Genomic DNA, 25,283 nt, shown 5'->3' on the forward strand with positions numbered 1-25,283 from the left:
TAGAGGGGGTAGTGCCTGTGGGGCCCCTCCGGAAGACCTAATCTGGGCGTTCCGGACCATTGTTGATCTTGTTGCAAGTTAGTTTCACGATTTATTTACGCGGTACATGCAGTCAATTTACCCATATAAATACAGTGGTTGCGAACCGGGCCTCGTAGGGGTGGATAGGGGCGAGGGCCTGGAGTCGGGTTAGGTACCCGGGCGGCGTACACCACACCTGACAGGGAGCCGGAAAGTGTGGCGGACAAGCCTGAGGCGTCGCTTGCAGGGGTGGTGCTGGTAGCTCCTCCCATAACGGATATCGCGAAGAGGGCAGCCAGCGTCGCAGTTACTACTCGCTTCAACATTGCAGCTTCTTCCTTCTTGTCAGGGACTGCGGGCGTGCCGCTCGGCACTTTGTTCATGAATAACGCAGCTGCGGCAACCCTAGCACGGCGCTGGTGCGATAAACAACCCGCGGGCGGTTCTCACTCTAGTTCTGCGCAGCAAGAGGTGAGCGGCCGCACAGGCGGCATGTCGCGCCTGTCATGGCCCGGCGGCCCGCCCGGCGGTACCCTTGCCGAGTTTGTGCGCCCGCGGGCGCTTGCCTAGGGGAGGAATCAGCCCATATGACCGTGCGCCAGGACCTGCGCAACGTTGCCATCGTCGCCCACGTCGACCACGGCAAGACCACCCTCGTCGACGCGATGCTCTGGGAGGCCGGCGCCTTCGGCAGCCGCGCCACCCAGGACACCACCGGTGAGCGCGTCATGGACTCCGGCGAGCTGGAGCGTGAGAAGGGCATCACCATCCTCGCCAAGAACACCGCCGTCCACTACGCGGGTCCGGCCGCCACCGATGCGGGCCTGCCCGCCGGCATCACCATCAACGTGATCGACACCCCCGGGCACGCCGACTTCGGCGGTGAGGTGGAGCGCGGACTGTCCATGGTGGACGGCGTGCTGCTGCTCGTGGACGCCTCCGAGGGCCCGCTTCCCCAGACCCGCTTCGTGCTGCGCAAGGCCCTGGCCGCCGGCCTGCCCGTCATCCTGGTGGTCAACAAGGTCGACCGCCCCGACTCCCGCCTGGACGAGGTCGTCTCCGAGACCACCGACCTGTTGCTCTCGCTCGCCTCTGACCTGGCGGACGAGCACCCGGACATCGACCTGGACGCCGTGCTGGACGTGCCCGTCGTGTACGCCTCCGCCAAGGCCCGCCGCGCCGACACCGTCAAGCCCGCCGACGGCGAGCTGCCCGCGTCCAAGAACCTCGAGCCCCTGTTCCGCACCATCATCGAGCGGATCCCCGGCCCCTCCTACGACGAGTCCGCGCCCCTGCAGGCGCACGTGACCAACCTGGACGCCTCCCCGTTCCTGGGCCGGCTCGCCCTGCTGCGCATCCACTCCGGCACCCTGCGCAAGGGCCAGGCCGTCGCCTGGGCCCGCCACGACGGCTCCCTCGCCTCTGCCCGCGTCTCCGAGCTCCTGGTCACCGAGGGCCTGGAGCGCAAGCCCGCCGAGGAGGCCCATGCCGGTGACATCGTCGCCGTCGCCGGCATTGAGGACATCACGATCGGCGAGTCCCTGGTGGACCCCGAGGACCCGCGGCCCCTGCCGCTGATCAAGGTGGACGATCCCGCCATCTCAATGACCATTGGTATTAACACCTCCCCGATGGCCGGCCGCACCAAGGGCGCGAAGGTCACCGCACGCCAGGTCAAGGACCGCCTGGACCGGGAGCTGGTCGGCAACGTCTCCCTGCGGGTGCTGCCCACCACCCGCCCCGACGCCTGGGAGGTGCAGGGCCGTGGTGAGTTGGCTTTGGCCATCCTGGTGGAGCAGATGCGCCGCGAGGGCTTCGAACTGACCGTCGGCAAGCCGCAGGTGGTCACCAAGATGGTGGACGGCAAGCGGCACGAGCCGGTTGAGCGCATGACCATCGACGTGCCCGAGGAGCACCTGGGCGCCGTCACCCAGCTCATGGCCGCCCGCAAGGGCCGCATGGAGACCATGGCGAACCACGGCACCGGCTGGATCCGCATGGAGTTCCTGGTGCCCGCGCGCGGCCTGATCGGCTGGCGCACCCAGTTCCTCACCGAGACCCGCGGCACCGGCATCGCCTCCTCCATCGCGGAGGGCTACGAGCCCTGGGCGGGCCCGATCACCGCCCGCACCTCCGGCTCCCTGGTCTCCGACCGCGCCGGCGCGGTCACCGCCTACGCCCTGATCCGGCTGCAGGACCGCGGCACCTTCTTCGTCGCGCCCGGCCAGGAGACCTATGAGGGGCAGGTCGTGGGGGAGAACCCCCGGGATGAGGACATGGACGTGAACGTGGTGCGCGAGAAGCAGCAGACCAACATGCGCTCCTCCACTGCTGACGTCTACGAGGCACTCACCCCGCCGCGCCGCCTCACCCTGGAGGAGGCCCTAGAGTTCGCCTCCGACGACGAGTGCGTGGAGGTGACCCCGGACGCCGTGCGCATCCGCAAGGTGATCCTCGACTCCCAGGAGCGTTTCAAGGACGCCGCCCGCCGTCGTCGTGCCGGCGCCTGACGGCCCGAGACTCAACCCGGGAGGCCGCATATGAACGAGCCCCATCCGCCCGCGCGCGCCCGCGCCTTGGCGCGCCCGCTGCTGGTCGCGCTGGGCGCCGCACTGCTCATCGCCTGGCTGGGGCTGGCCTGGGCGACCACCCGCACCCTGGCGCCCGGCTCCGTCGTCTCCGGCGTAGACGTATCCGGCATGACTCGTGCCGAGGCGGTCGTGGCTGTGGACAAGGGCGTCGGGGCCGTGCTTGAGCAGCCGGTCACGCTCACCGTCGATGACGCCTCCGACACGCTGGTTCCCGCGAGCTCGGGCGTGAGCGTCGATGCTGACGCCAGCATCGACCGGCTCACCGGGCCGACTCTCAACCCGGTCACCCTGGTGCGGCGGCTGTCCGGCACCGCCGTCGACGCCGTCACCCGGGTCGACTCCGACGCCCTCACCCGCGCACTCAACGCGCGCCTGGGCACGCTCGCCACCGGCACCGCAGACGCGGTCGTCACCCTGGACGGCACCACCCCCGTGCTCACGCCCGGGTCGGTGGGAACCGGACTGGACGTGGCGGCGAGCGTCACGGCCCTGGCCGACGCCTGGCCGCTGGGCCAGACCACCGTCGCCCTCGCCTCCGGCACCGCCAACCCCGCCGTCACCGACGCCGAGGCGCAGGAGTTCATCGACTCCGTGCTGACGCCGCTGCTGTCCGACGACATCACCGTAACCGCCGCGGGCACCGGCGCCGCGGCCGCCGCCGGCGAGGTCGTCCTGAGCCCGCAGGCGGTGGCGGCCCTGACCACCATCGACTCCACCGACGGTGCCCTGACCGCCGTCCTGGACGCCGACGCCCTGCACGACGCCGTCGTCGCCGAGCTGGGCGAGGGGATCGAGACCCCGGCGACCGACGCAACCTGGACCATCGACGGCGATCCCGCCACCGCAGCGACGGCGCGCCCCGTCTACCACGCCGCCGCCACGGGCACGGGCATCGACCCGGACGACCTGGCCGACGCCGTCCTGGCGGCCGGCACCGATGACGGCGGGGACCGCACCGCGACCGCAACCGTCGCCGTGCTGCAGCCGGATGTCACCACCCCCGAGGACGACTGGGGGATTGTCGAGATCGTCGGCGAGTACTCCACCCCCTACGTCTCCCAGTACGGGCGCGACCAGAACCTTCAGCGCGGCACCGAGATGATCAACGGCACCCTGGTGGCGCCGGGGGAGACCTTCTCCACCACCGACGCCCTCGGCCCGGTCGACCTCGAGCACGGCTACACCTACGCCGGCGTGGTTACCGACGGGCAGCACACCGACGCCATGGGCGGCGGCCTGTCCCAGGTGGGCACCACCGTGTTCAACGCCGGCTTCGAGGCCGGCATGGACGACGTGGAGCATTGGCCCCACACCTACTGGTTCACCCGCTACCCGGCCGGCCGGGAGGCCACCATCTGGACCGGTGTCAAGGACGTCAAATGGCGCAACTCCACCCCCTACACGGTACTGGTGCAGGCCTGGGCCGGTGACGGGGAGGTACACGTGCGGCTGTGGTCCACCCCCTACTACGAGGTCACCATCACCGAGGGGGAGCACACCAACTACCGGGCCTATGGCACGGTGCGCGGATCCGGCCCCGGTTGCGAGCCGTACGGCGGCGGCACCCAGGGATTCGACGTCACCGTCACCCGCACCCGCAGCCACGACGGCGTGCGCCTGCCCGACGACGTCCTGACCACCGCCTACGACTCCGACAATCCCGTGGTGTGCAGCTGAACCCGTGGGAATTCGCACCCGGTGCGTGACGCAAAGCAGGGCGCCGGGCGGACTGGAATCGGCGTATTTGCTGACATCTTGCGCGGCTGTTGGGCCCGGCGCCGCGGCGGGGAGATACTTGGGGACGCAGATGCACCCGGCCGCGGCCCCGCGCGGTACGCCCGGATACAGAGAGGAAGCAGTCAATGACCTACGTGATCGCTCAGCCCTGCGTGGACGTCAAGGATCGTGCGTGCGTGGACGAGTGTCCGGTCGACTGCATCTATGAGGGTGAACGCAGCCTGTACATCAACGCAGACGAGTGCGTGGACTGCGGTGCCTGCGAGCCGGTCTGCCCCACCGAGGCGATCTTCTACGAGGATGACGTGCCCGAGGAGTGGGAGGACTACACCCGGGCGAACATCGACTTCTTCTCCCTCAAGGGCCTCGGCTCGCCGGGCGGCGCGCAGAACGTCGGCCCGCAGGACTACGACGATCCCATGATCGCCGCCCTGGAGCCTCAGAACCAGGACTGGAAGGCCGCCAACGGCTACTGAGAGCCCCGCACTCTCCACCGAGATCGGTAGATCTTACGTACCGAGGTCGGTAGTTGTTACGTACCGAGGTCGGTTGAACTGGCCCCGCGAGCGGCACTTGTAACAAGTTGCCGAGACTGAGCGTAAGATACTTCGCAACGTTGATGACAGCTCCCTGGACCTTGGTGGGTGACATGTTCGAGGTTCGTCCGACCGTGAGAACGCTCAAGATGTTGCCTGCGGAGTCGTACAGCGGTCTGATCCCGGATGCGATCCGTAGGTCACGTTGGAGCGATCTTGCTGATGTCGATGTCAGCCAACTGCCACACCCGTTGATCGAGGCCGGTAAAAAGGCGCTCGCCCACGGAGCAGATAGGCATGTCGAGGCCACTGCCGCCGCTGGTAGACCTGTCTTCGAGTTGCGGACCCGTGAAGGTGCGGCGTGGCGTGGGGCCATGATTATCGACGACGATGGAACCGGGTGGATTGTCTACGCGCAGCGCCATGACCGGTTTCACTCCACCGTAGCGGGCCAACTCACCTCCGCTCGCGCGCACGACTGGATGCCCCGCTCGGTGGATCACTCTCTTCGAAAACGGGAACAGGCTCGAGCCGAAATACGTAGGTGGCGCATACATACGCTAGCGGCGATCATCGGAGCGGCTGGCGCTGCGGCGGTGGCGAATGACCACAGCAGTGAGCTCCTGGTGCGGCGGAAACAACCCGGCCGAGATGCATCCGAGCGTTCAGCTACCTTCTCGTCGACGATCACGGTGTCAGTCGTGGCAGACCTATCGGAGGTCGATGCGGCTAAGGGCTTGCGAGGCGAGGCGCTCCTAGACATGGCGGTCGTGACAAGGCGGGCGGAGGATGTTTTGCTGCGTACAACCATCGCCGAGGCGGTGACACTTCTGGCCGGTCCTACACGTCCTGAAGCCGTTGCACTTCCGGACGGCTCGGGTGTCTACTACTCCTTCGTCGTCCCGGCGTCTCGTCTGCAATGGCTCGTGGCGGTGGAGTGTGCAGATGAAGTGGGCGAGTTGGCGGAGACGTCCCTTGGTGAACGTCTCCGGCCTACTCATCTTCATTACACCCGCAAGGAACTGATTGCCGAGAGCGCGGTGGAGGGGCGAGCTGTGCGTGCCTTGTGCGGTGAGTGGTTGCGGTAGCTGCACGCGCCGTAAGGCGAGCGGATCAGAGTTCTTCGAGCTCGGTGAGATCCTCGGCGGACAGCGGCGCAATTGCGTCCACCGCCTGGGCGATGGTGTGGTCGCGGTTAGCCAGGTCCTCCGCCATCTGCGCGCTGGCACGCTCTCGACGGTCGAGGTAATCGACCAGGGCAGTCGCCGGAATGCGGCGGTCCTTGCCGACGTAGTGGAACTTCAGGAGGCCAGAGTCCATGAGCTTGTATACGCTCGGACGGCTCATACCTAGAGCTGTCGCCGCCTGATTAGGGGTGACTGGACGATCGAGGCTGAGCGATGCGACGTCGACGCCGTTGCGCAGGGCTGACAACATGTTCTCCAGCAGAATCGCCAGCGGCGATCCCTGGGGGAGGCGGCGAGCGGCGTCAAGCAGGACATTGATGCCCTGCTCATCAATGGAGGAGGCGTTAACAGTGGTTACAGTGCTGATCGTGGTGGCCATCGGGATCTCCTTGGACGAGCAGCAGGCGCTGCATCGTCTGCGATAAATGTAGCAGATGCATCAGGTGTAGCAAGTGTTTGAGAGGCATCGGAAGATGAGACGCCTCACGCCGTGGTTTGCCAGAGCGCCGACGCCGACGCTAGAACGCGACACAATGGTGGCGTGAACGCCTCCACGCCCCCAGCCCCCGGCCCCGCCGCCCCGGCCGCCCTGCCCCGCCCGCTCGCGCTGCCCGACTTCCCCTGGCACTCCCTGCGCCCCTACCGGCAGCGCGCCGCTCAGCATCCGGGCGGCGTAGTCGACCTGTCCATCGGCACGCCCGTGGACCCCAGCCCCGCGGTCGCCCGCGAGGCCCTCGCCGCCGCCGCCAACGCCCCCGGCTACCCGCCCGCCGACGGCACGCCGCAGGTGCGCGCCGCCATCATCGACTGGATGCGCCGCCGCCGCGGCGTGCTCGGCCTGACCGACGCCGCCGTCATCCCCACCATCGGCTCCAAGGAGTCCGTGGCTCAGCTGCCGCTTCAGCTCGGCGCCCGCCCCGGCGACCTCATCGCCCATCCACGCGCCGCCTACCCCACCTACGACGTCGGCGCCCGCTTGGCCGGCGCCACCCCCGTCCCGGTGGACACCGCCGCCGACCCCGACACCTGGGAGCTGCCCGACGGTCGGCTCGTCGCCATCTGGCTCAACAGCCCTGGCAACCCCGACGGGCACGTCCTCTCCGTCGACCAGCTCGCCCGCATCGTCGCCTGGGCGCGGGCGCGCGGCGTCGTCGTCCTGTCCGACGAGTGCTACGCCGAGCTCGCCTGGGAAGAGCCCTGGGCCACCGATGGCGTTCCCAGCCTGCTCGATGCGCGCGTGACCGGCACCGGCCCCGACGGCGCGCCGGACCTCAGCGGCCTGCTCGCCCTGTACTCCCTGTCCAAGCAGTCCAACCTCGCCGGTTACCGCGCCGCCTTCCTCGCCGGCGACCCGGAGCTGGTGGCCGCTGTAACCGAGGTGCGCCGCCACACCGGCATGCTTCCGCCGGCGCCCGTGCAGGCCGCCCTGGCTGCCACCCTCGCCGACGACGCGCATGTAGTGGCGCAGCAGGCTGTCTACCGGGCCCGGCGTGAGGCGCTGGTGGAGGCGACGGCCGCCGTCGGCCTGGTCAATGACTCCGAGTCGGTTGCCGGCCTGTACCTGTGGCTGAGCGGGCCGGCGTCAATGAGCGCCTGGGACCTGGTGGGGGCCTTCGCCGAGCTGGGGATCGTCGTCGCCCCCGGGGACTTCTACGGCGCGGCCGGCGCCGGGCACGTGCGCATGTCCCTGACCGACACCGACGAGCGGGTGGCCGCCGCCGTCCGCCGCCTGCACGCTCCCGGCGCGGCCGCGCTGTTCGCCGGCTGACGGGGGGCGCGCCCGCGCTCGTGCGGTCGCGGGACCGGCACCGCCGCGCCCCGGCGCCGCCAGCTTCCGGAGTGTCCCGGAAAACGACGGGATGGAGGCTGCCCGCCGATCCCAATACCTTCTTGGTCGTCAGCGACGACGGCGAAGGAGGCGGACGGTGGACGAGCGCATCTGGGACGTGCTGGACGCCTTCCAGGAAGCCGATGTCGTCACCGCCGACGATCTCGCCGGGCGCCTCGGAGTGACCAGCCGCACCATCCGCAACCTGCTGTCGCGCTCACGCCGGGCCCTGGCCGACGGCGGCGCCCGTATCGAGTCCAAACCCGGCACCGGCTACACCCTCACCATTACCGACGCCGACGCCTTCGCCGATCTCAAGGACACCCGCGGCGCCGTCGACGGCACTCCCGTGACCGCGGTGGAACGCCAGCGCTATCTGCTGCGGCTGCTGCTGACCGCGCGGGACTACATCAAGCTCGAGGTCATCGCCCAGGCACTGTTCGTGTCGAAGAAGACGGTGACGGCGGATCTGGCCCAGGTGGAGCGGATACTCGCCGAGTGCAACCTGCTCGTCGACCGGCGCCCCTACAAGGGTGTGCGCGTGATCGGCGCAGAACTCGACATCCGCACCTGCCTGGCAACCGTCTACAACCCTTCCGATCGGGGGCCGCGCTTCGCGGCCGAGGACCTCAAACCGGGTGTGGGCCGGGCGGACCGGCATGTGCACCAGGTGTTGGAAGCACACGGAATCCCCGTGTCGGAGGAGGTGGTGCGCAGCGTCGTTCTGCACCTCGCGATCGCCACCAACCGGGTCCGGGCCGGCCGCACCATCACGGGCGAGACCACCGGCCTGCGGCAGTACGTCACCGACGCTGAACTCGATGTCGCCGCCGAGATCCTCGACCGCTTGGAACGGGACCTGGCACTGACCTACCCCTTGCAGGAGCGCTACTACCTGGCGCTGCACTTCGCCGGCCGCAGGGTGCTCACCTGCCCCGCCGACGCCTCCGACTCACAGTCCATCGTCGAGGCCCGCCAGGTGGTCGATGAGATGCTCCGCATTGTCGATGAGGGCTTCGGTCTGGGTTTGAAACACGACGATGAGCTGCGGGCCTCCCTCGTGCAGCACACGATCCCCCTGCTGGTGCGCCTGCGCTTCCAGATGCGGATGCCCAACCAGAGCCTCAAGCGCATCAAGCAGGCCTACCCGCTCGCCTACGCGGTGGCCGTGCAGGCCTGCACCGCACTCGCCCGTCACCTGGGCCGCACCGTCTCCGAGGACGAGGCCGGGTACGTCGCCCTGTGGTTCGCGCTTGCCCTCGAACGCCGACGCCCCGAACAACGGCGCAAGCATGTGGTGCTCGTGTCCGACGCCGACGGCGCGGCGACCCGCCTCATCGAACTGCAGCTGCGCGAACGGCTCGGAGACTTGATCGAGTCGCTCATCACCGTCGGCGCGGGGGAGCCCGCACGGCCGCAGCCGGACACCGACCTCGTGCTCACCACGCTCCCCCTCGACGCCGGGGCGGGTCCGCCCGTCCTCGCCATCGGCCCGCTCCTCGACGACGCCGATATCCGGCGGGTGCGGCGGGCACTGACACGAGAGCCGAGCACCCGGATCGACCAGGTCTTCTCACCCGAACTGTTCATTCCCCACCTGGATGCCCGCACTCCTCGCGAGGCGATCGAGGCGCTGACCCGACTCGCCCGCACCAGGCACGACCTGCCCGCGGTGTTCCTCGACTCGGTCCTGCGGCGAGAGGCGCTGGCGCCCACGGACTTCGGCAACCGGGTCGCCATGCCTCACGGCGAGGTGGCCATGAGTGAGGAGACCTTCATCGCCGTCGGCGTCCTGGACGAGCCCATCGGATGGACCCGCAACTCGGTGCAGGTCGTATGCCTGGTGTCCATCTCCATCCGGGAGGGCAAGGACCTGCAGCTGTTCTACCGGGACCTGTCCAAGTACCTCATGAGCGAAACGCACATCACCGAGCTCATCACCACCCGCGACTTCTCCACCATTGTCCGCTCAATCCGAGAGATCACCCAACAACCACAGGAGGAAGCATGAGCGAGCAGCAAGCGGGGGCCGATAACCCCGATGACCCCTACGCCGTGTCATTCGAGCTGATCCTCGCCGCCGGGACGGCCAAGTCCAAGGCCGTGGAGGCCGTCGAGCTTGCCCGAGACGGCCGGCTGGATGCCGCCCGTCAGGCGCTGGTCCGGGCCGACGACGACTTCCGGCGGGCCCATGACATCCAGTTCGCCCTCCTGCAGCGGGAGGCCGGTCAGGACCGTGTGGACGTCGACATCGTCCTGGTGCACGCCAACGACCACCTGACCATGGCGCTCATGGCCAAGGAGAACGCCGAGATGCTCATCGAGGTCTACTCCCGGATCCACGAGTTGGAGGCGCGACTCCCGCCGGCGGCAGCTTCGCGCACCAACCCAACCGCCCCGGCGGAACAGACCACCGCAACCGACACCGACACGAACACAAAGGAGAACTGAAATGACCGACCAGACGCCCCAGACCGGCGGGACCGCCGACCAGGGCGAGCCCACCCTGCGCATCATGCTCGCCTGCGCGCTCGGCATGTCCACCTCCATCCTCGTCCAGCGGATGAAGGACGCCGCGGCGTCGCAGGGCAAGCACTATCGGATCTGGGCAGCCGATCAGGCGTCCATCGAGTCCGAGCTCGGCAACTTCGACGTCGTGCTACTCGGCCCGCAGGTGCGTCACGTCCTGCGCAAGGTGCGCGCCGTCGTCGGCGACTCCGCCCCCGTTGAGGTCATCGACGCGCGCGCTTACGGACGTGGCGACGGTGCCACCGTCATCGCCCAGGCCGAGGCACTCACTAAGGGCGAGTGACATGGCCTCATTCTCCGACCGCTTCTCCGACGGCCTGACTGTCGTCGCCGAGAAAGTCGACGACAACAAGTACCTGAACTCGCTGAAGAACTCCTTCAGCTACTTCCTGCCCTTCATCCTCGTGGGCTCATTCGCCAGTCTGCTGCGTTCCCTGGTCTCCTCGCAGGAGACGGGGCTGGCCCGCTGGCTCCCCGCGCTCGCCAACCTCGACGGTGCATTCACCGCGATGAACTTCGCCACCATGAGCTTCATGACGATTCCCATCGTCATCCTGCTCGGCTGGCAGCTGGCCAAGCGCAACGACACCCCCACGCACGCCACCGCAATCCTGTGCGTGGCCGCCTACGTCACCGTCGTCCCGCAGAGTGTGCAGGCACTGCTTGAGGACGGGGCCGACGGCGGCACCGCGGCCGGGCTCGGTGAGGGCGCGCTCGGCGCTCAGGGACTGTTCATCGGCATCATCTGGACCGTCGTCATCACCGAGCTGTTCCGCCGCCTGTCCGGGATCGAGGCGCTGCGAATCAAGATGCCGGACTCCGTCCCACCCGCCATCACCCAGTCCTTCAACTCGCTGATCCCCGTGTTCCTCATCCTGACCTTCTCCGCCGTCTTCGGGGTGCTGTTCCGGCTGGCCACCGGCAGTTACCTGAACGAGTGGGTGTACGCGGTGCTACAGCACCCGCTGGAGGTCATCTTCCAGTCCACGGCGGGCATCATCTTGATGGCCGTGTTCGCGCAGCTGTTCTGGTTCCTCGGCATTCACGGCGGGCTGGTGATCTCCCCGATCCGCAACCCGCTGTTCGCCACCGCCATCGCCGCCAACATCGCGGCGGTCAATGCCGGTGCGGAACCGACCCAGCCGCTCACCTACGGGTTCTGGGTGACCTTCATCGTCCTCGGGGGCGCCGGCGGCATCCTCGGCCTGACGATCGTGGGTGCGCTGATGTCCAAGCAGGAGGACCTGAAGATGATCTCCCGACTGGGCTTCGTCCCGGCCGTCTGTGGCATCTCAGAGCCGCTCGTGTTCGGCGTCCCGCTCGTGCTCAACCCGATCTATGCGATCCCATTCGTCTTCAACACCGGTATCTCGGCGGCCATCGCCATGGTGGCGATGAACCTGGGGTTCATCCAGGCCAACACCGTGGACGTGCCCTTCGGGGTACCGGTCTTCATCAACGGATTCATCGGATTCGGCTGGCAGGGGGTGGTGGTGCAGGCGATCATCCTGATCGCCACCACCCTCATGTGGGTGCCCTTCGTCGCCATCGACGACCGCCGCGCCACGCGCGAATCCCAGGACCAGGGCGCCGCCGCGCCCACCGACAGCAAGGAGGCTGTTTCCGCATGAACGCATTGGACGAACTGCAGCCGGTATTCCCCGAGGACTTCCTGTGGGGAGGGGCGCTGGCCGCCAACCAGTGCGAGGGCGCCTGGAACGAGGACGGCAAGGGGCCGTCGGTCGCCGACGTCACCCGGCACAAGCCCGAGATCGATCCGCGCGACTACCGGGCCGGCCATGCCATCACCATGGCCGACATACGGGCCGCCCTGGAGTGGACCGACTACAAGGGCCCCTACGCCAAGCGGCGCGGCAACGACTTCTACCATCGTTACCGGGAGGACCTCGACCTCATGGCGGAGATGGGCTTCAAGACCCTGCGGGTCTCGATCCAGTGGAGTCGGCTGTTCCCCACCGGGGAGGAGGACGAGCCCAACGCGGCCGGGGTGCGCTTCTATCATGATCTCTTCCAGGCCATGCGTGAGCGGAGCATTGAGCCGCTGGTCACGCTGCACCACTACGAGCAGCCGCTCGCCACGGTCTTCAACCACCGGGGCTGGTACGACCGCACCATGGTCGATATGTTCATGCGCTTCGCCGAGGTGTGCTTCCGGGAATACGGCGATGAGGTGAAACTCTGGCTGACCTTCAACGAGGTCGACTCGATCTTCCGGCATCCCTTCACCACCGCCGGGCTGCTGGCCGAACAGTTCGAGGGCATGAACTTGGAGGAGGTTTGCTATCAGGCGCTGCACCACCAGCTGCTTGCCTCGGCGCGCGCCACCCGTCTCCTGCACGAGCTCGTCCCCGACGCCCGGATGGGGTGCATGCTAACCAAGCTGCTGCACTATCCGCTCACCGCCCACCCTCAGGACCAGCTGTTGGCGCAGCGCGCCAACCGGGACAACGAGATGGCCGCGGACGTCCACGTGCGCGGAGAATACCCGCGGTGGGTGGAGCGGGACTGGGCCCGCAAGGGGTTGCGCATCGACGTCACCGCGCAGGACCGGGCCGAGCTCGCCGTCGGGACCGTGGACTTCCTGTCCTTCAGCTACTACATGTCGCTCGTCTCCGCCCGCGATGAGGGCGAGCGCGAGCGGGTGAGCGGCAACCTGTCCTCGGGGGTGAAGAACCCGTACCTGGAGGTCAGTGAGTGGAACTGGCAGATCGACCCGGAGGGTCTGCGCTACTCGCTCGTCTCTCTGTATGACAAGTACCGGCTGCCGCTGTTCATCGTGGAGAACGGGGTGGGCATACGCGAGACCCCCGGTCCGGACGGGGTCGTCCGGGACGAGGCCCGCATCGACTACCTGCGTCGCCACATCCGTGAGCTGGGCAGGGCGATCGACGACGGCGTCGAGCTCATGGGGTACACGCCCTGGGGCTGCGTCGACCTGGTGTCGATGTCCACCAGCGAGATGAGCAAGCGGTATGGGTTCGTGTACGTGGACGCCGACGATGAGGGCAACGGCACCTATGACCGTGCGCGCAAGCAGTCCTTCGACTGGTACCGGCGCGTGATCGCTTCGAACGGCAGGGAGCTGTAGCCCTCGGGTGCGGGCCGGGGCGGGGCACGGTCCCCGCTCCGGCCCGCGCACGCACCCGGCGCGGCCGCGCTGTTCGCCGGCTGACGGGCGGGGGCGCGCCCGCCGTCGTCCGGGTCCCCGGCTGGAGTACGGACCCGGAGGGACGACCGGGGCGACGACGACGCCCGCGGGCCGGTATGGTTCCGGGCAGGCCGGGGTACGCTGCCGCGGCCCGCCGTCGCCAGCAAGGAGACATTCATGACCGCAACGCCCACTGATCTCAGCGCCCAGGACGCCCCCGGGGTGCTCGCCGTCGGCGAGACGAGCCTGGAGCTGCCGCGTGCGCTGGCCACCGATGGCTCCGACGGGCTCGCCATCGGCAAGCTGCTGGGGACCACGGGCCTGGTCACGCTCGACCCCGGCTTCACCAACACCGCCGCCTGCACCTCGGACATCACCTATATCGACGGCGGCGCCGGCATCCTGCGCTACCGCGGCTACCCGATCGAGGAGCTGGCCAAGTCCTCCACCTTCCTGGAGGTCGCCTACCTGCTGATCAATGGGGAGCTGCCCGACCCTGAGACCTTCGAGCGCTTCCAGCGGCGCATCGGCCGCCACCGGCTGCTGCACGAGGACTTCCGCAGCTTCTTCACCTCATTCCCGTCATCCGGGCATCCCATGGCCATTCTCCAGGCCGGCATCGCCGGCCTGGCCACCTACTACGAGGACACCCTCAACCCGCACGACCCCTATGAGACCGAGCTGGCCACGGTCCTGCTGCTGAGCAAGATGCCGACGATGATCAGCTATATTGCGCGCCGCGCGATCGGGCTTCCGCTGCTGTACCCCGACCCCAAGCGCGGCTACGTCGAGGACTTCCTCAACATGACCTTCGGCATGCCCTACCAGGCCAGTGACATCGACCCCACCGTGGTACGCGCCCTGGACATGCTGCTGATCCTGCACGCCGACCACGAGCAGAACTGCTCCACCTCCACGGTGCGTCTGGTGGGCTCCTCCGACGCCAACATGTACGCGTCCGTGGCCGCGGGTGTCGGCGCCCTGTCCGGGCCGCTGCACGGCGGCGCCAACGAGGCCGTGCTGCGCATGCTGGACACCATCCAGTCCGAGGGCATGAGCACCTCCGAGTTCGTCCGCAAGGTGAAGAACAAGGAGGACGGTGTGCGGCTGATGGGCTTCGGGCACCGCGTATACAAGAACTACGACCCGCGTGCCGCCCTGGTGAAGGAGACCGCCCACGAGGTGCTGGCGCGGCTGGGCTCCAAGGACGGGGATCGCAAGCTGGAGATCGCCATGGAGCTGGAGGAGGTCGCCCTGTCGGACGACTACTTCGTCTCCCGCAGCCTGTACCCGAATGTCGACTTCTATACCGGCTTGATCTACCAGGCGATGGGATTCCCCACGAAGATGTTCACCCCGCTGTTCGCGCTCGGGCGGCTGCCCGGTTGGATCGCCCAGTACCGGGAGATGATGCACGACCCGGCCAAGCGCATCGGCCGCCCGCGCCAGGTGTACACCGGGGAGGTCGAGCGTCACTACGTGGCCATGCACCGTCGCAAGCACGTGCGCGAGTACCTCGACACCCGCGTCGGTGAGCCCACCTTGGACCGCGTTCCGCGCGTGTGACGCCGGAGCCGCTCTTCCGGCGTCACATGCCCGACACGTGCCGGGGAGCTGAGGTGAGGCTACACTGCTTCACATGAATGATCAGCTCCCCGCTCCGGATGCATCCGCAGGTTCCGGCGAGCCGCCTCTGCCCTATGCCGACCGCCCCGTGGCGACCGCGCCCGGGCACTGGGTGCTCGCCCGTGCGGGCAAGCGCGTCCTGCGTCCCGGCGGTGCCGCCTTGTCGGCCGCCATGCTCGGTCACGCTCGCCTGGCGGGTGCCGACGTCGTTGAGCTGGCCCCCGGGCTGGGGCGTACGGCGGCGGAGATCATTGCGGCGGACCCGACTTCCTACACCGCCATCGACCGGGACCCCGACGCCGCCCGGCGCGTGGCCGCCGTCGTCGGCGACCGTGGCACTGTCCGTCAGGGGGAGGCCGCGCACACCGGCCTGCCCGGCGCGAGTGCCGACGTGGTCGTCGGCGAGGCCATGCTGAGCATGCAGGGGGACAAGGCCAAGGCGGCGATCGTCGCGGAGGCGGCGCGGGTGCTGCGCCCGGGTGGCCGTTACGCGATCCACGAGCTGGGCGTGGTCCCGGATGACATCGATGAGGCGCGCTACACCGAGCTGCGCAAGGACCTGGCGCGCGCCATCCACGTCAACGCCCGCCCCATGACGACGGCGGCCTGGCGGCAGCTGCTCGAGGACGCCGGCCTGGTGGTCGACTGGGTGGACACGGCCCCCATGGCGCTGCTCAAGCTCAGCCGCAACCTGCGTGACGAGGGCCTGGGCGGCTTTGCGCGCATTGCCCGCAATGTGCTCACCGACGCCGAGCTGCGCCGTCGCGTGCTGCTCATGCGCCGCACCTTCAAGCGCTACGAGCGGGACATGGTGGGCGTCGCCCTGGTCGCCCACAAGCCCGAATAGCCTCTGGCCGCATCGGGGGCGGCTGTCTCTGGTGTCGTGCCCGCCGGAGAGTCTCGAATGGACGGGGCTCGGGGCCCGGGCCGTGCCGGCGAGGGCTCGGGGCTCGGGCCGTGTCGGCGAGGGCTTGGGCGGAGCGTGTGACTGTCCCAGAGTCCGACGACGTCGCAAAGTTGCGGCGTCGCGCCGCGTCTGAGTCCGGTGGCGTGGGTGCTTGGGCGGGGGTGCGCGGTTAGGCGGCGGTGTGCGGCTGTTGAGCCTGCCGGTTGGACCCCTGTCCTCCCGTTGGACCCCTGTGCCCCCGTTGGACCGCCGTAGCCGCTGGTTACAGCGGTCCAACGGGGCGTGAGCGGTCCAACGGGGCGTGAGCGGTCCATCGGGGTGTGGGCGGTCCATCGGGGTGTGGGCGGTCCATCGGGGCGTGGGCGGTCCATCGGGGCGGGAGCGTGCGCCCGAAGGCGCGAATGTGGTGTGGTCCCGAAGTCGCGAGCGTGCCCCCGAAGGCGACTCCGCGTCCTCCACGGGCACACGCAGCCCACTCAAAGTACGGGCCCCGTAGCCACCAGCTGCGACGAGGTCGCCATCCGCTACCAGACCACCACCCACATCGCCGGCATCGCCCTACCGCCTAAAACGACTCACGCAACACCACCTAGCGGTGCGTAGGGGCGCCGTGTCCGTGTGGCGTACGTCGCACTAACGTCCTGTGTTCGGGTCTTGACACTTTTCCTGTATCGGCGCGTAACATGTGCCCGCAATCAACTTACGCGCGTTAGTAACTCGCGTAATTGTGTCGCGGCATTGCTCGCCGAGAATCGAGGAAGACTCATGGCTGCACGACGACGTAGCGCGACGATGGCCGATGTTGCGCGGGCTGCTGAGGTGTCCCGTACGACGGTGTCATTCGTGCTGAACAACCGTCCGGGCAGCGCCATCCCGGAGGGGACTCGGCGCAAGGTGCTCGCGGCTGCCAAGGAGGTCGGCTACCGGCCCAACGCCGGTGCGCGTGCGCTTGCGAAGCGGCGCACGGGCGTTCTGGGCATGGTCACCGAGATCGTCACCGGCCCCTTCGCCGTCGAGACTGTGGTCGGTGCGCAGCGGCGCGCCGCCGAACTCGGGATGACGATCTTCATCATGGCTTCCACCGGCGAGCCTGAAGTCGACCGGCAGGCCTTCGCCACGATGCTTGAGCACCGGGTCGAGGGGGTCATTTACGCCACCGGCTCGCACCGGGAGGTGCGGCTGCCGGACGAGGCCCGTGAGCTACCCACTGTGCTGTTGCACTGCTTCGATTCTGCGACCGACCTGCCTGCGGTGCTGCCTGATGAGGAGCAGGCCGGGGTGCTGGCGACGCGTGCTCTCACGGACGCGGGTCACCGCAGGATCGGACTTATCGGCCTCGATCCCACCATTCCAGCGGCCGTGGGGCGCTGCCACGGCTATGAGAAGGTGCTGTCGGAATGTGACGTTCCGCTTGACGAGTCCCTCGTCGTCGTCGGCGGAGCCACCGCCCAGGGCGGATATGCCGCAGCCTGCCGACTGCTTGATCGGGATGATCCGCCTACCGCCATCTTCTGCGCCAATGACCGTATGGCGATGGGCGCCTATGACGCCATCAAGGAGCGCGGACTCAGCGTGGGCCGGGACGTCGCGGTGGTCGGCGTGGACAACCAGGAGATCATCGCGGCGGGACTGCATCCGGAGCTGACCACGGTGGCGCTTCCCTTTGACGCTCTGGGGCGAAGCGGCGTCGACGCGCTCGACGCCATGGCCCGGGGGAAGGAGGTGCCCCGCCGACAAGTCCTGGACTGCGCGCTGGTGGCGCGCCATTCAGCCTGACCGACCCCCATTCTTAGTGTCCCGGCCGTCCGCGTACTCCTGCGCGAATGGCTATCCACCCTCTCTGAAGACCCGACTCTCCCTTCAAGGATGAAAGGAAACACCACTATGTCCCCGATTACCCTGTCCCGCCGTCAGGCCCTTGCCGGAGGAGCGATCGGATCGGTCGCCGCGCTGCTGGCGCTGGCCGGCTGCTCCACTGACTCCGCCGAGTCCGCGGGACGGCTGCTCACCATCCCCCGTGAGGACATGGGCACCTTCACCCGCAACTTCAATCCGTTCTCGCCTAACAATGCCCCCATGACTGCGCAGGCGATTTACGAGCCCATGCTGATCTTCAACGCGGTGCGGGGCGATACCGTGCCGTGGCTGGCCGAGTCGTGGGAGGCCGCCGAGGACGGCATGTCTATGACCTTCCACCTGCGTGAGGACGTCACGTGGTCTGACGGCAATCCCCTGGTCGCCCAGGACGTGGTCACCACCTTCGACGTCCAGCTCAAGACGCTCGGCGGCTACGACTACCTGGACACGGTCACCGCAGAGGATGATCACACCGTCGTATTCACCTTCTCCCGCGCGTACTCCGTCGCCTTGTACGAGCTCGGCCAGCAGCTTGTCACGCCGGACCACGTCTGGTCCAAGATCGATGACCCCGCCAAGGACACCAACGAGAACCCGGTCGGAACCGGTCCGTTCACGGAGATCGCCAACTTCCAGGCGCAGTCATTCGACCTCATGCCCAACCCGACCTACTGGCAGAAGGACAAGGTCAAGATCCCCGGCATCCGCATGCTCGCCTTCGCGGGCAATGACGGGGCGAACCTGGCCGCCATCAACGGCGACGTCGACTGGGCGCCGCAGTACATGGCGGACATCCAGACCGCCTACGTGGACAAGGACTCCGAGCACCGCCACTACTGGTTCCCCGGTATCGGCTCGACGATTCAGTGGACGCTGAACACCACCAAGGCCCCCTTCAATGACCCTGCGTTCCGCAAGGCAGTGAGCCAAGTCGTCGATCGTGAGGCGGTGTGCCAGACGGGTATGAGCGGCTATGCCAGCCCGGTCGACCCTACGGGGATGGGGGAGGGATTCGCCGACTGGAAGGATCCGGAGGCGCTCGCCTCCCCGCTGTGCACCTATGACGTGTCGGCTGCTGAAAAGGCGCTTGACGAGGCCGGCTATACCAAGGGCGCCGATGGTAGGCGCAGCAATCCCGATGGCAGCGAGCTCAGCTTCTCTATCTCGGTGGGCTCAACATCCTCGGACTGGCTGAGCGTCGCGCAGATCATTGTGCAGAACCTCGCCGACGTCGGGATCACTGCCACCGTGGATTCGCCGGACTGGTCCGAGGTCACGTCCTCCCTGGAGAACGGCAGCTTTGATACCGCAGTGTGCTGGTCCTCCGTCGGCGCCACGCCCTACACCTACTACCAGTCCGCCATGTCGGTCGACAAGGTCAAGCCCGTCGGCGAGCAGACCTTTGAGAACTACCACCGCTTCGGCGACCAAGAGGCCACCGAGCTGCTGGGACAGTTCGCAGCCACGTTCGACGAGGATGAGCAGAAGGAGATCTGCAAGCAGATCCAGGCTCGCTTCCTTGAGACCTGGCCGGTAATTCCGCTGTTCCCCGGCCCGGAGTGGGGCGCCTACACCGACGTCAACTTCACCGGCTGGCCGACTGAGGAGGACGCATACGCCTCTCTCAGCACCAGGTCGACGACGACGGTGCTGATCCTCACGAGCCTCGAGCCGCGGGCCTGAAGCCCCGTCGGTACGACTCGTCCACGCGACCGCGCAAGGAGAGTGACGCATGTCCTACGTCCTAAAACGGCTGGGATTCTATCTGCTCGCATTCTGGGCCTCAATCACCCTGAACTTCCTGCTGCCCCGATTGATGCCGGGCGACCCGGTATCACGCATGTTCGCCAAGGGCGGTGCGAAACTGACTGAGGAGCAGGCCCTTCAGCTCCAGCAGCTGTTCGGGCTCGACGATCGCCCCATGTGGCAGCAGTACATCTCATATATCAAGTCAATGCTGACCGGTGACATGGGGGTATCCATTTCCCGGTTTCCCAGTCCGGTGTCGGCGGTGATCGGCAGCCAGATCGGGTGGACCATCCTCCTGGGCGCCGTCGCCCTCCTGATCGCCGTGCTGCTCGGCAATCTGCTCGGGATCATCGCCGCCTGGTACCGGGGCGGTTTCATCGACTCCGTCTTCCCGCCGCTGCTGGTGTTCCTGGGGTCATTCCCCTACTTCTGGCTGGCCATGGCTGGCCTGTATGTCTTCGGTACCGGCCTGGGCTGGTTCCCGCTGCGGCATGCGTTCACCGCCGGGATTGTCGCGGACTGGGCAAGCCCCGCCTTCCTCGGAGACGTCGCCTACCACCTGGTGCTGCCGGCCTCCACCATTGTGCTGGTGTCACTGGGCGGCTGGGCGCTGGGGATGCGCAACACGATGATCTCCACCAACTCCGAGGACTACATCGTCATGGCCGAGGCCAAGGGGCTCAAGCGCTCCCGCATCATGCTGCGGTACGCGGCACGTAACGCGATGCTTCCCTCGGTGACCAGCTTCGGCATGTCCCTGGGGTTCATCGTCGGCGGCTCGATGCTCACCGAGGTCGTCTTCGCCTACCCGGGCGTCGGCTACCAGCTGCTCAGTGCGGTAAATGCGCTCGACTACCCGCTGATGCAGGGGATCTTCTTCACGATCACGGCTGCGGTGCTCGCCGCGAACTTCCTGGTCGACATCGTCTACGTCCGCCTCGACCCGCGCGTGCGGACCGCCTGAAAGGAGCCAGTCATGGGAAACCCACTGGTAGCCATGCCATCCGCGCGGAGCCGTCGCTCAACCGGGATTCTGCGCAGTCTCCTGAACTCCCGCAAGGCCCTGTTCGGGATCGCGGTTCTGCTGCTGTTCATCGCCCTGGCCCTGCTGGCGCCCGTCATCAGCCCCGGCGACCCGGCCCGGATCACCTCCTCCACGGCTGCGCCGCCCAGCGCTGAGCACTGGTTCGGTGTTACTCCGAAGGGCCAGGACGTGTTCGCCATGACCCTGTGGGGGGCGCGCTCCTCGCTGGCGGTCGGGCTCAGCGTCGGCATCATCGCGACCTTCGTGGCCCTGCTCATCGGGCTGGCGTCGGCCTACTTCGGCCGCGCGGTCGACGGCATCCTCGCCGTCGTAACCAATGTGTTCCTGCTGCTTCCGGGGCTCCCGCTCCTGGTGGTGCTCGCGGGCTTCATGCCTCCGGGCCAGGGGACGATCATCATCGTCCTGGTGGTCACCGGATGGGCGGGCGCTGCGCGGGTAATGCGCAGCCAGGCGCTGTCCGTGCGGGGGAAGGACTTCGTTGCGGCCGCCCTCGTCACGGGTGAGCGTCCGCTGCGGATCATGTTCGGGGAGATCCTGCCGAATATGGCCTCGATAGTGATGTCCACGATCCTCGGCTGCGTCAATGCGGCCATCGGCAGCCAGGCCGGCCTGGAGTTCCTCGGCCTGGGCGACTCCTCGGTGGTCTCCTGGGGGACCAACCTGTACTGGGCGTCGAACGACGGCGCGCTCATGACCGGTCGCTGGTGGACCTTCCTGCCATCCGGTCTGTGCATCGCCCTGGTGGCGTTCGCGCTGGCAATGATCAACTTCGGCGTGGATGAGGTCACCAACCCCCGTCTGCGCAAGCCCTCTAAGCGCGCCCGGAAGGCGCTGCGTGAGGGCGCGACTGCGGTGGAGGCATGACATGAGTGAAATCATGACCACTTCGGCGAGCTCGGGAGATTCCGGCCACCGGTCTGCAGACGACCAGCCACTGCTGGTGGTTGATGGTCTCCGTGTGGAGTACAGCGGCGACGCCCGCTCCGTAATCGGTGCGGACCGCGTGAGCTTCACAATCGGCAGGGGAGAGGTCCTAGGGCTTGCCGGGGAGTCCGGCTGCGGAAAGTCCACCACCGCCAATGCGATCATGCGGCTGCTCAAGCCCCCGGCCGAGATCACCCACGGATCGATCACCTTCGACGGCCGCGACGTGCTGGGCATGTCCGCGGAGGAGCTGCGCCGATTCCGGTGGCGAGAAGTGGCAATGGTCTTCCAATCCGCGATGAACGCGCTCAACCCGGTGATGACGGTCGGTGACCAGATCATCGACGTCCTGACCACCCATGAGCGAGTCTCCAAGCGGGAGGCGCGCGAGCGCGCCGCGGAACTGCTGGGAGTAGTGGGTATCCCCGCCGATCGGCTCAGAAGCTACCCGCATCAGCTCTCCGGCGGTATGCGTCAGCGCGCGGTCATCGCCATAGGCCTGGCGCTCAACCCCTCGCTGCTCATCATGGACGAGCCGACTACCGCGCTCGACGTGGTGGTCCAGCAGGAGATCATGGAGCAGGTGACTGAGCTCAAGGACCGCCTGGGCTTCTCCATCCTGTTCATCACCCACGACATCTCCCTGATGGTTGATATCTCCGACCGGATGGGTGTCATGTACGGAGGGCGCCTGGTGGAGATGGGGCCGTCGAAGGAGATCTTCTCCGACCCCCTTCACCCCTACACGCGCGCACTGATGGGGGCATTCCCGCCGATCAGTGGACCGCGGGTGCGCCGCACCGGACTGTCCGACTCCCGCGACGGCGCGGACCGCCCCTGGGCCCGTTCGATCGCGGACCTCGTTGAGGCTGCGCCCGGGCGCTGGGTTTCCCCCGTGCACGGCAATCCCTCGCAGACCGACTATGCCAACAAGGAGCTGTCATGAGTGAGCAGCTGATCGTAACCCCGCCCCTGGGAGAACCCGTGCTGAGGATCGAAGACCTGCATAAGGACTTCAGTCAGGGCGGCCTGTTCTCACGGAAAGTCGTCCACGCCCTCTCCGGCGTCGACCTGACCCTCCACAAGGGGGAGATTCTCGCGCTGGTAGGCGAGTCCGGATCGGGCAAGTCCACGATCGCCAGGATCGTCTCGCGGCTCGAGAAGCCCACCTCGGGGCGGTTCCTGGTTGACGGACGTGACATCCTCGCTGAAGAGCCGCGCCGAGTCTCGCGGTCCTACCGCGGTCGCGTCCAGATGGTGTTCCAGGACCCCTTCGGGTCGCTCAACCCGGTACACACAATCGGCCACGTGCTGCGCCGTTCGCTTGCGCTGCACCAATCCGGATTGCGCGGGGCGGAGCGTGAGCGCGCCGCCGCGGAGCTCATGGAGACCGTTGGCCTTGAGACGAGCATGCTCGACTCCTACCCGCACCAGCTCTCGGGCGGTCAGCGGCAGCGCGTCGCAATTGCGCGGGCGCTGGCCTGCGAGCCGGAGATCCTGCTGGCGGACGAGCCGACATCCATGCTCGACGTGTCGGTACGCATCGGAATTCTCAACCTCATGCTCAAGCTCCGCGACGAGCGGGGGCTCTCGATGCTCTACATCACCCACGATCTTGCCAGCGCCCGGTACGTCGCTGACACCACGGCGGTGCTGTTCGGCGGAGAGCTCGTGGAATCGGGGCCATCGGTGGACATCATGGCTCACCCGGACCACCCCTATACGCGGCTGCTGCTGTCTGCGGTTCCGGACCCCTCCCGGCGCCTCGTCCTCACCAAGGAGGAGCGTCAGGCACTGCGCGAGCAGGTGCTTCACCCCGTGTCCTGCCCGCACGCGGGTGGTGCCGAGCCCTGCTCGGAGACGGAACCGGTGCGCCACCGCGTCGGCGAGGACCACTGGGTGCGCTGCCACCTGTACCCTCCGAGAGGTGCCGCAGGCACCGCACTGACCACCGAGATGGGCAGTGGCGTGCAAGCAACTGAGGAGGCTGTAGCACCGTGAGTACCACCGTATGCCCCGAGCCTGCGCCCGCGGATGGCAGAGCGGCCGAGGACGCACTCGTGATGCGCGCGCAGGCCGATCCGCTCCTCCCGCGTTTTCATTTCACGCCGCCCGCGGGGTGGATGAATGATCCGAACGGCCTGCTCCAGCGCGATGGTCTGCACCACCTGTTCTATCAGTACAACCCGGAGGGGCCGACGCACCACCGGATCCACTGGGGGCACGCGGTCTCGCGGGACCTACTGAGCTGGACGGACCTGCCCATCGCGCTTTCCCCCGCCCGCCCGGGTGAGGGGCCGGACGATGACGGGTGCTGGTCAGGGGTCGCGGTGGTCGACGACGGTCGTCCCGCACTCGTCTACTCGGCCAACCACGGGGGCCGTCAGGCGGCGGCCCTCGCGGTTGCCGCCGATGCCACGGATCCCCTGCTCATCGAGTGGGAGAAGGACCCGCGTAATCCATTGATTGCCGGCCCTCCCGGTGAGCTGCCGGTCACCGACTTCCGTGATCACTGCGTATGGCAGGAGTCAGACGGGTCTTGGACGCAGCTGATGGGGGCGGGAACCGCGGACCGCGGGGGCGCGGTCCTGCGGTATACGTCCACGGACCTGCGCCAGTGGACCTATCGCGGGCCGATCCTCGTCGGCTCCGACTGGCGGGGGGTCCCGGAGGATCCCTGGACCGCCAGCATGTGGGAGTGCCCCGACCTCATCGCCCTGCAGCCCGCCGCTCCCGACGGCACCGGCGGCCAGGCGCGTCACGCCCTGATCTTCTCCGCGTGGCACCAGGGGCATCCCCAGGAGACTCTGGCATTCGTCGGCGATTACAGCGAGGGCCGTTTCCGCCCCGCCCGCCTGCAACGCGTCGACTGGGGCGGGCGCTTGTGCTATGCCCCCCAGAGCTACCTGGATGAAGCCGGCCGGCGCATCCAGTTCGCTTGGATGCCGGAGGCGCGTGATGAGCGCGGCGTGGCCCGTGCCGGCTGGTGCGGCGTCATGACGGTGCCGCGGCTGCTGTCGGCCGACGGCGATGCACTCGCCGTCGAGCCGGTGCCGGAGCTCACCCGGCTGCGGGACCGGCACGAGGAGATCCCGCAGGGCGCCGTCGACGGCGCGCGGCCGGCGTCGTCCATTTGCGGCGGCGGGCTGGACATCGAGCTGGAGCTCAGCCTGGACGCGTGCGGATATGCGGAGGTTGTCCTCGACCACGCCGGGGATGAGCCGGGCAGTGGGGAGCGGACCGTGATTCGTGTGGATCGGGGTCCTGAGGGCTGCACGATTCGCGTGGATCCCTCGCATGCCTCCCACGAGCCCGGGGTCGAGGCCCGGACGGTGACCATGCCCGTGCGTACCCGCGGCGACGCCGATGACCCGGTGCGTCTGAGGGTGATCCTGGATCGCTCAACCCTGGAGGTATTCAGCGACCGGCGTGCGCTGTCCGCACGCGTCTACCCGACCGACCCGGAGTCGACTCGCGTGGTGGTTACAGGAGCGCGTGCGCGAGTCGGCGCCGGCTCGGTATGGACCATGCGCTCGACCCGGCGCGCGGGACGCCGCCTGCGGCCGTAGCCGCCGCT

The 25,283-nt window shown here is 67.9% G+C and carries 20 protein-coding genes; 19 read left to right on the plus strand and 1 reads right to left on the minus strand.

Annotation, left to right across the window (positions count from 1 at the left end; translation table 11 throughout):
* Window positions 1-608: 608 nt before the first annotated feature.
* The 4 genes from typA (at window position 609) to E4J16_RS03470 (ending at window position 5,973) form a co-directional block, all read left to right on the plus strand.
* Window positions 609-2,531, plus strand: a complete 1,923-nt coding sequence (gene typA, locus E4J16_RS03455; protein ID WP_136193836.1) for a translational GTPase TypA — start codon at window positions 609-611, stop codon at window positions 2,529-2,531.
* A gap of 30 nt (window positions 2,532-2,561) precedes the next feature.
* Window positions 2,562-4,289, plus strand: coding sequence for a VanW family protein (locus E4J16_RS03460; protein WP_136313273.1), 1,728 nt, complete (start codon window positions 2,562-2,564; stop codon window positions 4,287-4,289).
* Between the two features lie 185 nt (window positions 4,290-4,474).
* Window positions 4,475-4,825, plus strand: coding sequence for a ferredoxin (gene fdxA, locus E4J16_RS03465; protein ID WP_136193834.1), 351 nt, complete (start codon window positions 4,475-4,477; stop codon window positions 4,823-4,825).
* Window positions 4,826-4,998: 173 nt separating this feature from the next.
* On the plus strand, window positions 4,999-5,973 hold the full coding sequence (locus tag E4J16_RS03470) for a DUF3039 domain-containing protein (RefSeq protein ID WP_168709456.1): 975 nt from the start codon (window positions 4,999-5,001) through the stop codon (window positions 5,971-5,973).
* A gap of 25 nt (window positions 5,974-5,998) precedes the next feature.
* On the opposite strand, the gene E4J16_RS03475 is transcribed toward E4J16_RS03470, so the two are convergent.
* Window positions 5,999-6,451: a helix-turn-helix domain-containing protein gene (locus E4J16_RS03475; protein ID WP_136313275.1), complete on the minus strand. Its 453-nt coding sequence runs from the start codon at window positions 6,449-6,451 to the stop codon at window positions 5,999-6,001.
* A 162-nt stretch (window positions 6,452-6,613) separates the two neighbouring features.
* Between E4J16_RS03475 and dapC the strand changes: the two genes are divergently transcribed.
* From dapC to E4J16_RS03550, 15 genes are all read left to right on the plus strand, one after another.
* Window positions 6,614-7,840 (plus strand): succinyldiaminopimelate transaminase, encoded by a 1,227-nt coding sequence (dapC, locus tag E4J16_RS03480; RefSeq protein ID WP_136313276.1) that lies wholly within the window; start codon window positions 6,614-6,616, stop codon window positions 7,838-7,840.
* A gap of 157 nt (window positions 7,841-7,997) precedes the next feature.
* Entirely contained in the window at window positions 7,998-9,911 is a 1,914-nt protein-coding gene (locus tag E4J16_RS03485; RefSeq protein ID WP_168709457.1) for a BglG family transcription antiterminator, read from the plus strand.
* On the plus strand, window positions 9,908-10,351 hold the full coding sequence (locus tag E4J16_RS03490; protein ID WP_136193828.1) for a PTS lactose/cellobiose transporter subunit IIA: 444 nt from the start codon (window positions 9,908-9,910) through the stop codon (window positions 10,349-10,351). Before E4J16_RS03485 ends, E4J16_RS03490 begins: the two co-directional genes overlap by 4 nt.
* Window position 10,352: 1 nt before the next feature.
* Window positions 10,353-10,712 (plus strand): PTS sugar transporter subunit IIB, encoded by a 360-nt coding sequence (locus E4J16_RS03495; protein WP_204519927.1) that lies wholly within the window; start codon window positions 10,353-10,355, stop codon window positions 10,710-10,712.
* A gap of 1 nt (window position 10,713) precedes the next feature.
* On the plus strand, window positions 10,714-12,060 hold the full coding sequence (locus E4J16_RS03500) for a PTS sugar transporter subunit IIC (protein ID WP_136193827.1): 1,347 nt from the start codon (window positions 10,714-10,716) through the stop codon (window positions 12,058-12,060).
* The gene (locus E4J16_RS03505) at window positions 12,057-13,538 is read left to right on the plus strand and encodes a glycoside hydrolase family 1 protein (protein ID WP_136193826.1); all 1,482 of its coding nucleotides are present in this window, start codon (window positions 12,057-12,059) and stop codon (window positions 13,536-13,538) included. The genes E4J16_RS03500 and E4J16_RS03505 overlap by 4 nt, the downstream gene beginning before the upstream one ends.
* Window positions 13,539-13,775: 237 nt before the next feature.
* Window positions 13,776-15,164 carry a citrate synthase gene (locus E4J16_RS03510; protein WP_136313278.1) on the plus strand — a complete coding sequence of 463 codons (1,389 nt, stop codon included), beginning with the start codon at window positions 13,776-13,778 and terminating at the stop codon, window positions 15,162-15,164.
* A 73-nt stretch (window positions 15,165-15,237) separates the two neighbouring features.
* Window positions 15,238-16,071, plus strand: a complete 834-nt coding sequence (locus E4J16_RS03515) for a class I SAM-dependent methyltransferase (RefSeq protein ID WP_136313279.1) — start codon at window positions 15,238-15,240, stop codon at window positions 16,069-16,071.
* A gap of 825 nt (window positions 16,072-16,896) precedes the next feature.
* Window positions 16,897-17,907, plus strand: a complete 1,011-nt coding sequence (locus E4J16_RS03520) for a LacI family DNA-binding transcriptional regulator (RefSeq protein WP_136313280.1) — start codon at window positions 16,897-16,899, stop codon at window positions 17,905-17,907.
* A gap of 108 nt (window positions 17,908-18,015) precedes the next feature.
* The gene (locus E4J16_RS03525) at window positions 18,016-19,671 is read left to right on the plus strand and encodes an ABC transporter substrate-binding protein (RefSeq protein ID WP_240038251.1); all 1,656 of its coding nucleotides are present in this window, start codon (window positions 18,016-18,018) and stop codon (window positions 19,669-19,671) included.
* 49 nt (window positions 19,672-19,720) lie between these two features.
* A complete protein-coding gene (locus E4J16_RS03530) occupies window positions 19,721-20,701 on the plus strand; it encodes an ABC transporter permease (protein WP_136313281.1) in 981 nt (326 codons plus the stop codon).
* Window positions 20,702-20,713: 12 nt separating this feature from the next.
* Complete coding sequence (locus tag E4J16_RS15630; RefSeq protein WP_136193820.1) at window positions 20,714-21,646, plus strand: ABC transporter permease; 933 nt, start codon at window positions 20,714-20,716, stop codon at window positions 21,644-21,646.
* 1 nt (window position 21,647) lies between these two features.
* On the plus strand, window positions 21,648-22,652 hold the full coding sequence (locus E4J16_RS15635) for an ABC transporter ATP-binding protein (protein ID WP_240038252.1): 1,005 nt from the start codon (window positions 21,648-21,650) through the stop codon (window positions 22,650-22,652).
* Window positions 22,649-23,707: an ABC transporter ATP-binding protein gene (locus tag E4J16_RS03545; protein ID WP_136193819.1), complete on the plus strand. Its 1,059-nt coding sequence runs from the start codon at window positions 22,649-22,651 to the stop codon at window positions 23,705-23,707. The genes E4J16_RS15635 and E4J16_RS03545 overlap by 4 nt, the downstream gene beginning before the upstream one ends.
* Window positions 23,704-25,275, plus strand: a complete 1,572-nt coding sequence (locus E4J16_RS03550) for a glycoside hydrolase family 32 protein (protein ID WP_136193818.1) — start codon at window positions 23,704-23,706, stop codon at window positions 25,273-25,275. Before E4J16_RS03545 ends, E4J16_RS03550 begins: the two co-directional genes overlap by 4 nt.
* Window positions 25,276-25,283: the final 8 nt, after the last annotated feature.

Source organism: Actinomyces procaprae, from assembly GCF_004798665.1.
Taxonomy (GTDB): Bacteria; Actinomycetota; Actinomycetes; order Actinomycetales; family Actinomycetaceae; genus Actinomyces; species Actinomyces procaprae.